11 protein-coding genes are annotated in these 14892 nt (G+C 49.4%); 1 reads left to right on the top strand and 10 read right to left on the bottom strand.

Annotated elements, in window-relative coordinates:
* Positions 1–116 precede the first annotated feature (116 nt).
* The 5 genes from E2I14_RS17820 to hppD form a co-directional block, all read right to left on the bottom strand.
* Positions 117–3866 carry an EAL domain-containing protein gene (locus E2I14_RS17820; protein WP_133331051.1) on the bottom strand — a complete coding sequence of 1250 codons (3750 nt, stop codon included), beginning with the start codon at positions 3864–3866 and terminating at the stop codon, positions 117–119.
* 268 nt (positions 3867–4134) lie between these two features.
* Positions 4135–4485 carry a hypothetical protein gene (locus E2I14_RS17815; protein ID WP_133331049.1) on the bottom strand — a complete coding sequence of 117 codons (351 nt, stop codon included), beginning with the start codon at positions 4483–4485 and terminating at the stop codon, positions 4135–4137.
* Positions 4486–4693: 208 nt separating this feature from the next.
* The gene (locus E2I14_RS17810; protein WP_133331047.1) at positions 4694–5032 is read right to left on the bottom strand and encodes a fimbrial protein; all 339 of its coding nucleotides are present in this window, start codon (positions 5030–5032) and stop codon (positions 4694–4696) included.
* Positions 5033–5209: 177 nt separating this feature from the next.
* Positions 5210–6082 carry a phenylalanine 4-monooxygenase gene (phhA, locus tag E2I14_RS17805; RefSeq protein ID WP_133331045.1) on the bottom strand — a complete coding sequence of 291 codons (873 nt, stop codon included), beginning with the start codon at positions 6080–6082 and terminating at the stop codon, positions 5210–5212.
* 70 nt (positions 6083–6152) lie between these two features.
* The gene (gene hppD, locus E2I14_RS17800) at positions 6153–7265 is read right to left on the bottom strand and encodes a 4-hydroxyphenylpyruvate dioxygenase (protein ID WP_133331043.1); all 1113 of its coding nucleotides are present in this window, start codon (positions 7263–7265) and stop codon (positions 6153–6155) included.
* A 133-nt stretch (positions 7266–7398) separates the two neighbouring features.
* On the opposite strand from hppD, the gene E2I14_RS17795 reads away from it, so the two are divergent.
* Positions 7399–7905, top strand: a complete 507-nt coding sequence (locus E2I14_RS17795) for an Lrp/AsnC family transcriptional regulator (protein WP_133331041.1) — start codon at positions 7399–7401, stop codon at positions 7903–7905.
* Positions 7906–7920: 15 nt separating this feature from the next.
* Here E2I14_RS17795 and E2I14_RS17790 read toward each other — a convergent pair whose 3' ends face one another.
* The 5 genes from E2I14_RS17790 to E2I14_RS17770 form a co-directional block, all read right to left on the bottom strand.
* Positions 7921–9840 (bottom strand): sensor domain-containing diguanylate cyclase, encoded by a 1920-nt coding sequence (locus tag E2I14_RS17790; protein WP_133331039.1) that lies wholly within the window; start codon positions 9838–9840, stop codon positions 7921–7923.
* Positions 9841–10188: 348 nt separating this feature from the next.
* Positions 10189–10815 carry a GNAT family N-acetyltransferase gene (locus tag E2I14_RS17785; protein ID WP_133331037.1) on the bottom strand — a complete coding sequence of 209 codons (627 nt, stop codon included), beginning with the start codon at positions 10813–10815 and terminating at the stop codon, positions 10189–10191.
* A gap of 35 nt (positions 10816–10850) precedes the next feature.
* Positions 10851–12056 (bottom strand): multifunctional CCA addition/repair protein, encoded by a 1206-nt coding sequence (locus E2I14_RS17780; RefSeq protein WP_133331035.1) that lies wholly within the window; start codon positions 12054–12056, stop codon positions 10851–10853.
* A gap of 15 nt (positions 12057–12071) precedes the next feature.
* Positions 12072–12791 (bottom strand): glutathione S-transferase family protein, encoded by a 720-nt coding sequence (locus tag E2I14_RS17775; protein WP_133331033.1) that lies wholly within the window; start codon positions 12789–12791, stop codon positions 12072–12074.
* Positions 12792–12802: 11 nt separating this feature from the next.
* The gene (locus tag E2I14_RS17770; RefSeq protein WP_133331031.1) at positions 12803–14806 is read right to left on the bottom strand and encodes a lytic transglycosylase domain-containing protein; all 2004 of its coding nucleotides are present in this window, start codon (positions 14804–14806) and stop codon (positions 12803–12805) included.
* Positions 14807–14892 lie beyond the last annotated feature (86 nt).

Raw genomic sequence — 14892 nt, 5'->3', positions numbered from 1 at the left:
ATTTAGTTTAATGCTCGAAGAGTAGCTAAATAAGATCAATTCGTATTGAAGTCAGTTGTTGGGATGAATTGATTCTAGCACTAATGCGGGGCGATTCCTTGGATGCGCTAATTTGTCTAATGAAGTGTATGTTCGTTGGCAAAGGGCAGTCGCTCTGCTGCCATAGGGCGGCCAAACAAGAAGCCTTGGAAGGTGTGGCAGCCGCAGGATTCTAAGAAGTCGCGCTGTTCGGTAGTCTCCACTCCTTCAGCAATAATCGACAAACCAAGACTGAGTCCCAGCGTGACAATGGCGCGCACAATAGCGAGATCGTTGGCGTCGATAAAAATATCACGCACAAACGATTGGTCGATTTTTAATTGCTCTAATGGCAGTCGTTTTAAATAGGCCAGCGACGAATATCCAGTACCGAAATCATCGAGTGAAAACCGTACCCCCAGATCCATTAGCACGCGCATTTTAACGATAACGGTATCAATGTCTTTGAGTAAAATTGATTCGGTAATTTCTAACTTTAATTTAGTCGGATCGACGTGATTGCGCTTGATCGCAGCGGTTACATTGTCCACAAAATTAGTGTCATGGAATTGGCGCGGGCTAATATTGACCGCAATACTCATATGTTCAGTTTCTGGCGTTTGCGCCCATTTACGCAACTGCTTACACGCACTATCCAAGATCCAATCGCCGAGCGGTAAGATCAAACCGTTGTCTTCGGCTAGATGGATAAATTCCCCCGGCAAAACGGTGCCGCGCTCGGGATGATTCCAGCGCAGTAGCGCCTCGGCGCCGACGATTTTTTGCTCACTATTGATTTGGATTTGGTAGTGCAAGACAAATTGGTGGCTGATTAATGCTTGGCGCAAATCGGCTTCCAAGGCGGCGTGCGTATCAACGATTTTTTGCATTTCTGGATCGAAGAATCGAATCGCGTTGCGTCCCGCGTCTTTGGCTTGGTACATCGCTAAATCAGCCTGCTTGAGCAAATCATCGACCGTCACATCGTGCGACTTAAATAGGGTCACTCCGATGGAAGGCGAGATGTGGTGCGTTTTGCCGTTTAGGGTGTAAGGTCGATTTAAGATCGTTTGAATTTTTTGTGCTACCAGTTCGGCTAGGTCGGCGGCTTGTCGCGAGTTGTCGCTTAATTCTTCGAGAAGCACCACAAATTCGTCGCCCCCTAAACGCGCGGCGGTGTCGCCTTGGCGTAGGCACAAGGATAGCCGTTGCCCGACTTCTTCTAAGAGTAAATCGCCGATATCGTGTCCGCGTGTGTCGTTGAGTTTTTTAAAATTATCCAAGTCAATAAATAGCAACGCGCCTTCATTATTGGAGCGCGAACTAGTTGCCAGCGCGTGTTGCAAGCGCTCTGACAATAGACGTCGATTGGGTAGTTTTGTGAGCGGATCGTAGAACGCTAAATTGCGGATTTCATCTTCGGCGACTTTGCGATCGGTGATGTCGACTAAGGAAAAAATGAAGTGCGTGATTTTGTCGTCCAGCGAGCGCACCGCGGTTACGGTAATCCAAAGTGGAAAGGTTTCTTGATTCTTACGCTGCGTCCACACTTCACCCTGCCACGCTTCAAATTCGTCGCCCACCGACATCAGCATGCGGTAAAACGAATCGTCGTGGTAAGGCGATCTAAACATGCTGGGCAGTTTGCCGATGACTTCTTCGGATGAATAGCCAATGATGTTGGAGAAGGCGCTATTGACGCGCAATATTTTTTGCTGGGCATCGGTGATTAACATGCCTTCGTGCGATTCAAAAGCAATCGCGGCGATGCGTAATTCTTGTTCTTGAATCAAAGCGCGTTTGCGCGCGTCTTCCACCGCGGTGTAGGCCGACGCGTTGTCGAGTGCGATCGCGCCATACGCGCACAGCGTTCTAAAAATAGAACATTCGCGTTCGCCATAGGCGTTTTCTTTGGGCGACTGAATCGACATAACACCCAAGGTGCGCTGACCAACTTTGAGCGGGGCGAATAGCATACTCGTGGCTTGCTGGGTGCCCGGAATGGTGCGACTGTGCAGGCGATCACGCGAGGAATTGATCACGATTTCACGATTTTCACGAATACAGGACACCGCTAACGAAGTAGGGTGGTCGCACGGGATTTCGAATAAGGGGAAGGGTTCTGTCAACCCAGTTTCATAACCAAACACGACCTGCAAATGGGTTTTTTCTTCGTTGAGCAAATAGATGATGAAGGACCATGAGTCGAGCAGTTCGTTAGCGTGAAAATGCAGGGCTTCCAAGACGGCGCGGGTATCTAAGCTGGCGGTAATTTTTCGGCCAATTAAACCTAAGGTTTCCAAGGTTGCATTGGTGTTTTGCAGCGCTTCGGTTAGTTTAATTTGCTGTTCTGTTTCAGCCCGATTACGGTCGATTTCACGCCGCACTTGCATCGCAATGGCGCGATTTTGTGCCTCGCTGATGCGGGTATCGTTACGCGCTGTCGTGGCTGTTACGCCTGTTTCATAGGCTGATTTATAGTCGCCGCAGGCAGCATATTCACTGGCAATTTGATTGAGCAAATCGGGCGGGATGAGATAACCCTTAACCGTGTTGGCGAGCTTTAAGGCTTGATCTAAATAGTGCAATGAAGCGCTCGGTAATACCATATTGTCGGGCGGCGGCAAATCGGCTTCTTTATGCAACTCAGCTAAAACTCGCAAGGATTTAATTTGTTCATCCGCGCTACCTTGTTCGATGGCGAGTTTGATGGATTCGTTGGCTTTGGCGGAGGCTTCTTGAATTCGACCTAAACGCAGCAGCGCCGTGGCTTGCCCGCGCGACATGATGATGAGTTGGTCGCGATCGCGTTGTGCTTCGATATTGTGTTCGATGCTGGCGAAATACTGCAGCGCCTCTTCAAATTGTTCTTCATCCAGCGCCACCATGCCCAGATGATTCAAGGAGTTGATATTGCCGCGCGAACTCGCCATGGAGCTGAGTTGCGTAATCGCTTCCAGCAGAAACGATTTCGCATCGCTGTAGCGCTCAAGCCGACGTAATACGTCGCCGACCTGCATTAAGCAAATACCTATGCTGTACGGCCATTGGGTGTTGCGGGCCAGCGCTAATGCATTCTCCGCCCACTCCAAGGCGGAATGCATATCGGATAAAGTAGCGAAGCCTTCGGCAACGTTGGCGGCACAAATCAAGGCGTGACGAATTTGTCCGCAATTGAGCGCGGTTTGATAGGCTTGCAGATCGAGCTTAATGGCCGCGCCCGGGTCGTCGGTCAATGCGGCAATCGTGGCGCGTGAAGTCACAATCCACGTTACCACCACGTCTGGGAATTGACTTAGATCAGGAAATAAACGGTCTAATTGTTCGGTGGCAGAGCCGATATCGACAAACGCGGTGCGGGCCAAAATCCGGGCATTGGTTGCCGCGATACGCACCGGTTCATCGGCCAATTCGTATTGATGCAGTGCCAGCGATAAATGGATTTCGATTTCGCGTGAATGCCCGCGGTCTTGCCAAATATAAGCCAGTAGCCAATGACAATCGCCGCACCCGATGTTGTCGTTGATCGATTTAAAGCGGGTTAGCGCCAAATCAATTTCGGCTTCCGCGCCATCTAAATCCGCTGCTAACGATTTGATTTCTGCCCGCATTAAACGAATCCGCGCTTTGCTGCGAGTCAGTTCGGTGGGCGCTAAGTTGGCGTCGTAGATCGTTAGGTCAACTTCATTGGCTAATACCAGTGCACGTTTCCAGTCCCGTTGCCGCATATGCCATGCCAGATTGATCAGCGCCGTCACCCGATCTGCACCGCTTGCTTTGGCAAGGTGGAGCTCCAGGGCGGAGATGGTGTCTTCCGAAGCAAACAGGTCCAAAAAGTGATCAATCATGAATGGATGATTCGCGAAAAACTAGTCGGGGCGCTATTGGTAATTTTGATTGGAATTTGCGCAATAACGGGCTGCAATCGAGTATAAACTAATGTTGCTTAAAAAGAATAATTATTAATAATATGCAAGTAATTGGGGGAAATCAACACAAAAAAATGCGCATCAACTTGGTGCGCCAGAAATTCGGCGTGTCCAAGGGAATGCGCGATGTTGGAAGGCAATTTATCGCTGTAGTGCTGTTTTAAATGCAAGTAGCACGTTGGCCTGCTTAATTTTTGGGCTCTTCTTGCAAAATATCGATGGTCTCGTCCGCGGCATGAGTCAGGCGTAAATGCGCGAACTTGCCCGGCACGACGATGGTGTTGTTGACGATGTGAAAGTTAAACGGGATTTTGTTGCCCGCCAAGTCGAGCGAAGTGATTTCCGGTAAGGGCGCGTCGGCCTTTAATTGGATCAAAACGTCTTCGCTGTTTTGCTTTACATCCACCGGATAGATCGGGCTTTGTTTGCTGCCTTGAATCCGATATAGCGATTCGACCGGCGCTTTGACCGCCTTTTGGCAGCCTGCTAGCAAGAAAAAGGCGGAAATTAAGGCGATTGTTTTTGTCGCTGTCGTCAAGGTGCTTCCCCAAAATCATCAAAAGTTGCCTCAGTTTAACGCAACATTTGTTGCTTTGAATAAAACAAACTTAGGGCAATGATGTAAATCAACTCCCTAAATTAGTTCTTGTTTGCACCAAACTAGGTAAGTGCCACCTTATTTGTGGTCACTTACCGTGTTGCAAATGCAAAATCTTTGCGCGGTGAACTGTTGTTTTGACGCCAAATTAATCGTAATTGGCTAGGATGATTTTGCGGGTAATCAGTCGGTCTGAGCGCACGTCTTTTTCAGTGCGTAGCGTTTCGGAATAGTTAACTGGGGGCAACGCGCTAGTGCTTAGTTTGACCTGACGCGCCATGCGGGTCGAACAGTCGCTCAATTGTTGATTGGCGGTGTTGACCGAGCAAGTGCCTTCGACGACGCTGCCATGAAATGTGATCGTGCCGGTGGCGATGCTGGTTGGCTGCGGGCCTGAAGCGTGTGCCACGCAAATTGTCGCCCAAGCGCTGGCTAAAAATAAGCCGTTGAGTAAGCCAATTGCTGTGTTTGCCGACCGAATGCTCATGATGATCTCCATATAGTTTGGCGGGTTGCATGGTTGCATCCGCCTTGATTCTCGGCAAAGTTGCCGTAAATCATTATATGAAGCTTGCTATCAGGAAATTAAGCGTGGAAATGTATCTGTGCCGTACTGTTGCATTTATTCAATCATAGACTGTTAAATAAATGCAACATGCATGAATTAGCCTTGCACTAATTCAACCTCATTCGGCAACAAGGTATTGGCTGGTAATGGTTCTTGCTGTTTGATGCGCGCATACAACGGTGTGAAATCGGGCGCAGTATCGTCAAACAATTGTTGAAAATCGCGGATCACAAAATACGTCTCTTGGTACGAATCAATCTTGTACAAGGTGCGCATGCAGCGCTCCACATCCAAGGCAATGTGCCGACTCGACGACGGTTCCAAGCAATAGGTTAATTCGCCGCCCGACGACAAAATCCCCGCGCCATAAGCACGCAAACCTTGCGGACTTTGAACTAAGCCGAATTCAATCGTGTACCAATACAAACGCGCCAATTGATCCAAGCCGCCCAAGCCCATCGCCTTCAAGCCACCTTTCCCGTATTCCTGAATGTGGTGTGCAAAGATGGGATTAAACAACAGTGGAACGTGACCGAAATAATCGTGAAATACATCCGGCTCCACGATGTAATCAAATTCTTCGGGCTTACGCAGCCACACCGTAACCGGAAAACGACGGTTGGCTAAATGCGTGAAGAACGCCAATTCAGGAATTAATCCCGGCACGGCAACAATGGTCCAGCCAGTTGCAGCGAACAAGGCCTTTGACGTGGCTTCAAAATCAGGAATGCCTTCGGAAGCGTTGAGCGCGTTGAGGCTTTCAATAAATTCATCGCAGGCCCGACCGGGCAATAATTCGGCTTGGCGTTGATACAGCTTGCGCCACAAGGCGTGTTCTTCGGGCGTGTAGGCAGCCCAATTTTGTTGAACGACGTAATCGGCGGTGATGTCGGTGTAATCACCGCGCAAGGCTGCGCCGTCGGACTTTTCCGCCACGGTCGCTAGGAAATCGCGTTGTGCATTCTGCATAATTTTCTTCTTTAAAAGTAGCAAACCGGCCTAAGCCGGTTCGCATCAAAACATGATTTTAATAGTTCTATTACGCTTTTGCAGGTTCTTCTTTTAATACACCGCGGCGAATTTGATCTAGCTCAATCGATTCAAACAAGGCGCGGAAGTTACCTTCGCCAAAGCCTTGATCGCCTTTGCGTTGGATGATTTCAAAGAAGATCGGGCCAATCACTGTTTGCGTGAAAATCTGCAATAACAATTCACGTTTCGTCTCGGTGCTAGTGCCGTCGATCAAGATGCGTAATTCACGCAATTTAGCCAAATCTTCACCGTGACCTGGCAAGCGGCGATCGACGATGTCGTAGTAGGTTTCGATCGTGTCTTGGAACGCGACCTTGGCTTGCTTCATGCTGGCGACTGAGCCATAAACATCATCGGTGCCAAGCGCAATGTGTTGCACGCCTTCGCCGTGATATTGATCTAAGTACTCCGCGATTTGTGACTTATCGTCCGAGGATTCGTTAATTGGAATCCGAATTTTGCCGCATGGCGAAGTCATGGCTTTGGATTTCAAGCCAGTCATTTTGCCTTCGATGTCGAAGTAGCGCACTTCGCGGAAGTTGAAATAGTTTTCGTAGAATTCAGCCCATTCTTTCATGCGACCGCGATGCACGTTGTGGGTTAAATGGTCGATGTAGGTTAAACCGTGACCGACTGGATTGGATGGCGTACCAGGAATGGCGACAAAGTCGGCATCGTAAATACTGATGTCACCGATTGCGCCGGGTTCGCCCGATTTACCGCGCCAACGGTCAACAAAATAGACCAGCGAATCGCCGATGCCTTTGATGGCAGGAACGTTCAATTCCATCGGGCCAGTTTTATTATCAAAGCCCCAAGCGCCTAATTCCAATGCACGCTTGTAAGCGGCAGCCGCGTCTTTGACACGGAAGGCAAACGCGCACACCGATGGACCGTGTTTGCGCGCAAAACGTTGGGCAAATGAATCGGGTTCGGCATTGATGATGAAGTTGATGTCGCCTTGGCGGTACAGGATTACATTTTTAGTGCGATGACGCGCAATCGCCATGAATCCGAGTTGTTCAAACAATTCACCTAGTGCTTTTGGGTCCGGTGCAGCGTATTCGATAAACTCGAAACCATCGGTTCCCATCGGGTTTTCCCAGCCTTGAAATTCCATGTCTGTCTCCTGTTTAAGATCGCTCAGTATAGACCTCATAAATGGCTATAAAATGCCAATTTAACGGGTTGAATTACTATTTTCGGCATTTTAATTGCGTATAATCGGCGTTTATTAGCTAATAAATGCCATCATGATTTTAGATAAAATTGACCGTAAAATTTTAGCAATACTGCAGGCTGACGGTCGCTTGAGTAATTTAGAAGTCGCCGAACGAGTCAGTTTATCCTCTTCGCCCTGTTTGCGTCGGATCAAGCGGCTGGAAGATTTAGGCGTGATTCGCCAATACGTGGCCTTATTAGATCCCAGCAAAATCGGCTTGGGTTTGCTGGCGTATGTAAATGTGCGGCTGGAAAAACACAGCGACACACCGATGAAAGGCGGCACTGGCGGTTCGCGTTCCCCTCGCTCGGATTTTGCTGCATCGGTGGCGCAGTGGCCTGAAGTGGTGGCGTGTTATGCCATGACCGGTGAGATGGATTATTTATTGCGCGTGCATGTGGAAAACATGGATCACTTTTCGCGCTTTATGATGGAAACTTTGTTGCGTCATCCGGCCGTGTTGGATGTGAAATCGAGCTTTGCTTTGCATCAGATTAAAGAAACGACGTCGTTGCCGCTGACCCAAATTGTGGGTTAAATCGTTCGCCAAATTCTAGCTTTGCTCGAACCGAATATCGGACTCAAAAAACTGGTCTTCTGGCGCAATCTTAATATCGGCAAACACCACCTGATTGCGCCCACTATCTTTAGCGTGATAAAGCGCTTCGTCGGCGGCTTGAATCAGTGTTTCTGGCTCGATATCCAAGGTCGGTACAATCAGCGCTACACCGATGCTGGCGGTCAACACGCCGAACGGTGACATGGCGTGCGGCACGGCGCTGGCAGCCAATGTTTTGCAAATAATATTGGCCATCTCAATCGCATTGGCTTTGTTAATGCTGGGGGCAATGATGGCGAACTCTTCACCACCATAACGTGCTACCAAATCGCTGCTTCGTCGAATTTTGGCTTTTAAGATGGTAGCGACGTGGCGCAGGCAATCGTCGCCCGCCAGATGGCCGTAATGGTCGTTAAATTTCTTAAACCAATCAACGTCAATTAAAGCCAAAACTAACGGTTGCCCAGTACGTGTGGCGCGGTTCCATTCGCTGGCTAAGACCGCATCAAATTTACGGCGATTTGGAATCCCTGTCATCCCGTCGGTATTGCTGAGTTCGGACAAATTACTGTTGACCAGCTCCAGTTCCGCAGTACGCTCGGCAACGCGCTGCTCCAAGGTTGCCACCGTTTCATTTAAGCTCGACGCCATGGTGGAAAACGAGTTACGCAATTGGCGAATTTCTTTAATCGGGTAATCGTGCAATTTCTCTGGGTCATTATCACTACTTGGCAAAGCCCAATTCCCTTTGGCTAATTGATCGGCCCATTGCGTCATTTGCTCGATAGGTTTGCTTAATTTATGAGCGGCAAACAGCACCAGCATAATTCCCAAGATTAAGGTACCCGCCACAAACAGCAGCATGGTCTGCATATTGGCTTTTAACGTTGGGAAGAATTGCTTCTCCGGCAGCAAAATCACTACCCGTAAGTCCAAGCCTTGGTCAGTTTTAAAGCTATGCACGCTTTCTAAGTAACTTGCGTCATTGACCGTGATGTACGTTTCTTGGGCGTCACCTTGCGGCAAGCGCTCGCCAGCCGCTTCCACCACCGGCGAGTTGATATTGTTAAAGTGCACCAGTTGTAAATTAACCTCGTCGCCGCCAGTGCTTTGTTTGCGGAAGAGCGGCGTGTCATTGGATATACCAATAATTTGGTTTTGCTCATTGATGATGAACGCGACGCCACCTTCGCCCAAGGGAAGTAATTTTAAATAACGGCTGATTTGACCGAGTGCGATATCGCTATTGATGACGCCTATCGGTTGATGTTGTTCGTCAAATAAGGGCATCGAATAACCGATGGCGAAGTTACCGATCAGATCCGCGGTTTCACCTTGCGCGAATCGATAAATCGGATACCACGATGCCTTGCCTTGGTCGATTGCGTGGCGGTACCACAGCCGCTTGCTGGGTATGTAAGGAATCGGCTCCTGAAAGACAAATAAATCACGTTGCCCGTTTTCAGAAACGGAATAGATTTCTCGATACGGTTGTGCGCCTTTGGGAATGACCGAGGTATGCAACACGCCATTGGCCAGGCTGCGATTAACACCAATTAAGCGGCCATCTTCTAGCCCCAAATTAATCGCGCTTAATTCGGGCTGACTCGACATAATGGTGGCGAATTGCCTTGCTTGCTCTTCTTCGCTGCGTTGATTTAACTGCCCGGCGCGATACAAACGATGAATTTCATTGACCGAGGTAACTGCTTCTAAAAACAGGTGATCGAGATAAACATTAACCCGACTATTCAACGAGGCGGCCAATTGCTGTTCCATTTGCCGCCCCATGCTGACCATGTTGGCGTAAAACACCCAGGCCCAAACGCTGATCATCACAAAAAAGAGCGCAAGAAACGGCAGCGCCAGCGATTGGCGCAGTGAAAAAGTGTGTTGTTTGATGGTTGCGTTCAAGGCTATATCGTTTGGTTTTAATGAGCCATTGATCGGCGGTAATTGTTAAACCGTACTTTAATGATGTTGCATCAATTCAATTAGCTTGTCTATTGATGTTGGTCATCCTTGCTGTGACTAGCGCGTCGTTGGGCGCGGGAGAAGGGGGAATTAAGTACGTTTAAAGTGGCAATAATTGCTACGATCTGAACATAAAAACCTAAACTGCGCCGCCGCTACAAAGATTACTAGGCCAGTGAAATATACACTAATCGGGTTTAAAAATTGCTGTCAGGAAAGCAATTGAGGCGGTTAAATTTTGTTAAATAACTGGAACTGAATGTGACAGGATTGTGGCTGGTCGAGCAATTATTTGCTCTTCTTTTTACCCAATCCAAACAGCCGCAATACTGCACTGATATTTGATTTCAATGAGTAATCAAGGCTAGCAACTTGCTCTTGCATGGCTTCTTTCATCACGCTACTCGGATTGGCTGGCGCGACTTTTAAATAGGCATCTGCCTCGCCATGATCGCGATGGATTTCCATGCCCGCCTTTTTCGCGATATGCATCATGGTTTGGTTTGAGCTTAAGCAATGCATGTACAGCGTGGTGACGTCGGCGTTGCGGCAGTGGATGCCAGCGCGTTCAAACAATTTGGAACCGATCCCTAAACCGCGCGCGTTGCTGGAGACCGATACACCGAATTCCGCCACTTTTTGAACCACACCATCCACCAAGGGGCGATCCGCACGCGGTACAAACGCCAAGTGACCAACGCCGATCAATCGAAAATGATGACTGAACACGCCAAAGACTTTGTCCGTTTCAAAGTTAATCCCTTTAACGTAGGTGGTGATGAGTTCATTGGATAAGTTAGAACCGAAGCGCAACAATCGGTCGCTTTGATCGAGTCCCAAAAAATGATTCATCACGCGCGATCGATGGCGCGCTGAGAGTTCTTTTACCAAGACGGTGCGGCGGGATTTTGGCATGGCTTTCTCGTTCGGTGTTGGATTCGGTATCGTTATTAACGTGGTTTGCTGGCGTTCAGTTTTTCTACTGCTTCAATTCTAGATAATAAAATTTGTTCTGCAATTTTTTGCGGTTGCTTAGGAAACTGCTGCGCAACTCTCTGGGCAATTTGTCCAGAGGGAATTGCTTGGGCTGCGGCCAATGCTTGGTTGAGCACGTTTTGCGCCTCGTCGTCTGGCACATCAATCGTCGCGGCTTGCAGCGCGTCAAAAAAACGCTGTGATCGGCGGAATGCGTCGCAACGCTCGAATAAGGCCACGATTTGTTGGGCTGATAAGGTTGTTGCTTGCCGAATCACATGCCATTCACGCAGTGCCATGATGCTTGTATCACGAACTTCGGTCGGGACTTTTAAGCGAGCGCAAAGTTGTTGCGCGGCGTTGAGCTGATCTGCTGCGTCGATTGAGGCGTCGCGGGCTAAAACGGTCACTAAACTGGCCCAGCGCACTGCCAACGAATAGCCTTTTTGCGCAGCGAAATCGACAAGTTGGCCGATTTGTTGGCCTTTGGTCGTTTCGTTGTTTGTGCTGATTGCCTCAGTCCAGTTGTGATCAAGCTCGGGCATGATGCGCGCCAAAGCACCCGATTCGCGCAGCACTTGCATCATGCGTGCAGGGCTTAGTTCCATTAAGCCGCGCGCAATTTCTTGCCACACTCGTTCGGCGATGAGCGCATCGACTTCGCCCGCGGCCACCATGTCGCGCATGAGTTGCATGGTTTCAGGCGCGACAGTAAAGCTAGGGAAGCGTGCAGAGAAACGTGCCACGCGCAAAATTCGCACAGGGTCTTCGGCAAAAGCGGGTGAAACGTGGCGAAATAATTGCGCGGCTAAATCGCGCTGTCCGCCATATGGATCGACGATTTCGGCGGGATCAAGCTGAGCAGCGGTAGATTGATCGGGAAACGCCATCGCGTTAATAGTTAAGTCGCGGCGCTGCAGGTCTTGCTCCAGTGTGACATCGGGCGAGCAATGGAATACAAAGCCGTGATAACCCGGCGCACTTTTGCGTTCGGTGCGCGCTAAGGCATATTCGGCGTGCGTTTTGGGATGCAAAAATACCGGAAAATCTTTACCCACCGGCGTAAAGCCAGCCGCCACCATGTCTTCTGGGGTCGAGCCCAGCACGACATAGTCGATATCTTGAACAGGCAAGCCGAGTAAGGCATCTCGCACAGCACCGCCAACACGATAAATCTTCATTTGCTAGCGACTCGATTAATGATGATTCGGCAAAACTTCGGTTTCATCCTGCGCTTCTTGCATCCAACGAGCAACGGCGGGATGGGCGATTACGCGTTCCATGTAGGCTTGTAAAGCCGGCGCAAGGAATACACCGTAGGTGCGGAAACGCATCACAACTGGCGCGAAGTAGGCATCGGCAATTGAGAATTCGCCGAACAAGAATTGATGGTGACCGTATTGAGAAAGACATTCTTCCCAAATTTCAGAAATCCGCCCAATATCGGCTTGCGTCTGTGGCGTGCGGCCTTGTCCCGGATGGCTAGCGCGGATATCCATCGACATACTGGAACGCAATGCGGAAAAGCTGGAATGCATTTCTGAACAAATACTGCGCGCTCGCGCGCGTGCAGCGGAATTCTTAGGCCACAGATGTTTGTCGGGGAATTGTTCGGCCACGTATTCGCAAATCGCCAAGGAATCCCACACCGTTAATTCGCCATCAATTAAAACCGGCACGCGACCTGCTAAGGAATATTCGGCAATCCGATTCGCGGTATCGGGTTGATCGAGCAACACTCGCACTTCTTTGAAGGGCACATCGAACGCGACTAAGGCAACCCAAGGGCGCATCGACCAGGACGAATAATTTTTATTCCCAATCACGAGAATTAATTCCGAGCGGCGCGCGCGTTCGAGTAACTTCGATGTTTCGGTGTCTAATTCTGGCGTGGTTTGGTTGTCGGTACTTTGCATAGCAATTCTCTCTATTCCTGATTAACGGTGGTGGAGTCTGGTATCGATGTTAGGGTTGCTTCTGCTGGAGAAATCATGCCCAGACGCGCCTTTAATGATTGTGGCGTGCGCTTAAATAATGCGGCGTAATAGGTTGCGTTGGCCATCACATTTTTGACGTAATCGCGGGTTTCGGTGTACGGAATCGTTTCAGTAAAGATGGCGCCTTCAACGGTCTTAGGCAAGCTAGCGCGCCAAGCTCGGGCGCGATTCGGCCCCGCATTGTAACCAGCGCTGGCTAATACTTGTGAGTTACTTAAATCGTTCAACACGATGCTTAAATAGCTCGCCCCCAAGACGATGTTGGTGTCGATGTCGTTGACTTTGCTGATGTCAACGTTTTCTAACTTCAATTTACGCACCACGTATTTGGCTGTTCCTGGCATGACTTGCATTAATCCCGACGCGCCAACGCTGGAGCGGGCGTTAAGAATAAAGCGCGACTCTTGGCGTATCAATCCATACACCCAAGCCATATCTAAATTGAGCGCATCGGTAGTTTGTGCCATGACTTCTTTATGCGGCGTCGGAAAGCGTTGAGTGAAATCGAATAGCGTTTTGGTTTTGTCGGAACTGCTCACCATGCGATCTAATATCGTGTTTTGCCGCGCCCATTCAGCGGCAGCCAGCAACTGCCGATCTGACATGCCGCGGGTGGCCCAATTCCATTCACGTGTACCTTCAAAGCGCAGATTTAAGTTAAAGAACAATAACGCTTGCTGCAAGCCTGGATTATTGCTGGCAGCAACGACTTCTGCGGCGGAAATCGGAGTTGCCGCCGGAATCGCAACTTGCAAGCCGCGTTCTTCGAGTGCTAATTGGCCGTAAAAATTAAACTGCCCAGCGATGCTTTGAAAAAATGGTTGCGCCACTTCCGGTTTGTTTTCAGCTACATAAGTGCGCGCGAGCCAATAAACCCATGCCGATTCGGTTTGCATAAAGGCTGGCATCGATTCGATGTAGCTACGGACCAATTTCCAATCGGCGTTACGCAAGGCGATCCGAACGCGCCAAGGATAGGCGTCATTCGACAGCGGAGCGTTATCGGTTTTTTTCCAATAGTCCAAGGTTTCAGGCAGTAATTTGTGCGAGGCTGGTAGGGCAATTTGGCCCCAAGCAATTGCACGTTCATCGTCGCTTAATTTTGCCTCAAACTTGTTTAACGCAGCGACTGCGGCATAGGGATCTTCTTTGGCTAAGCGACCCAATAAAATCAAGGCGATATTGTGCGCTTCGTCGGATTTCCCTAGCGGCTTGGATAAGAATTTCTCTAATTTTTCTGTCGTTTTTTTAGTCGGAATATCGAGCGCTTTGGCTGTTTTAGGCAGATTGGCTAAGGTGGCTAATTGAATCGCCACGGAAGTGGTTTTCGCTTCCGCCGCCCAGCGGATTTGATTCCACATATCAGTCGGGCTGAATTGCCCACTGTCGACCAAATTGCTAAATAGCGAGAAGCAGCCATCGCCATACACCCGCGATGAGGTCAATAATTTACGCGCGTCGGCAGCGACGTTTTGACCTTGTTTGAACTTGGAAAGCAGGGCGAAACATTTAACTTGTGTATCGTCGTTCAACACAAACAGCGGATATTGTTCGTCAAACTTGGCCCAATTGCCTTGCCGTCCTAGCATTAACAACCAATCGTTACGTAAGCGATCGGCAATCGCGCTATTGGCGTAACGCGCTAAAAAATCGCTAATTTCAGTACCGGAAGCGGTGCGCAAGTGCGCTCGTAATTGGTAGTAATCCACATACGAGGGAATCGGATAGGCCGACAGCTGGCTGGCTAATTCGGTAGCGCGCTTGGCATCTTCTCGCCCTGCCGCATCGCGCAACGCCAAAAAGCGTTGATCGTCGTCGGGAGAAGTCGTGAGCTGTAAGGCAAGGGCAGACGTGCAAGATAAAACGGCAACTGTTCCAGCTAGCAACAGGCGGGCGAATGGGAAGCGAAAATTTCTAACGGACAATAGAGACATGAATTTATTCTGAAAATTAACAAACTAGGCACGCAATCTTGCACAACACGCGTACTATCGGCACCTTCCAACGCGCACTGCGCGCC

It is taken from the genome of Sapientia aquatica (assembly GCF_004358105.1).
GTDB lineage: Bacteria > Pseudomonadota > Gammaproteobacteria > Burkholderiales > Burkholderiaceae_D > Solimicrobium > Solimicrobium aquaticum.
Note: the sequence above shows the minus strand (reverse complement) of the source record. Positions and strands in the feature narration are given on the sequence as shown.

Coding starts and splice junctions, on each gene's coding strand:
- E2I14_RS17775 (WP_133331033.1), bottom strand. CDS start 12,791: ATGCAAAGTACCGACAACCAAACCACGCCAGAATTAGACACCGAAACA.
- phhA (WP_133331045.1), bottom strand. CDS start 6,082: ATGCAGAATGCACAACGCGATTTCCTAGCGACCGTGGCGGAAAAGTCC.
- E2I14_RS17785 (WP_133331037.1), bottom strand. CDS start 10,815: ATGCCAAAATCCCGCCGCACCGTCTTGGTAAAAGAACTCTCAGCGCGC.
- E2I14_RS17770 (WP_133331031.1), bottom strand. CDS start 14,806: ATGTCTCTATTGTCCGTTAGAAATTTTCGCTTCCCATTCGCCCGCCTG.
- E2I14_RS17810 (WP_133331047.1), bottom strand. CDS start 5,032: ATGAGCATTCGGTCGGCAAACACAGCAATTGGCTTACTCAACGGCTTA.
- E2I14_RS17795 (WP_133331041.1), top strand. CDS start 7,399: ATGATTTTAGATAAAATTGACCGTAAAATTTTAGCAATACTGCAGGCT.
- E2I14_RS17820 (WP_133331051.1), bottom strand. CDS start 3,866: ATGATTGATCACTTTTTGGACCTGTTTGCTTCGGAAGACACCATCTCC.
- hppD (WP_133331043.1), bottom strand. CDS start 7,265: ATGGAATTTCAAGGCTGGGAAAACCCGATGGGAACCGATGGTTTCGAG.
- E2I14_RS17780 (WP_133331035.1), bottom strand. CDS start 12,056: ATGAAGATTTATCGTGTTGGCGGTGCTGTGCGAGATGCCTTACTCGGC.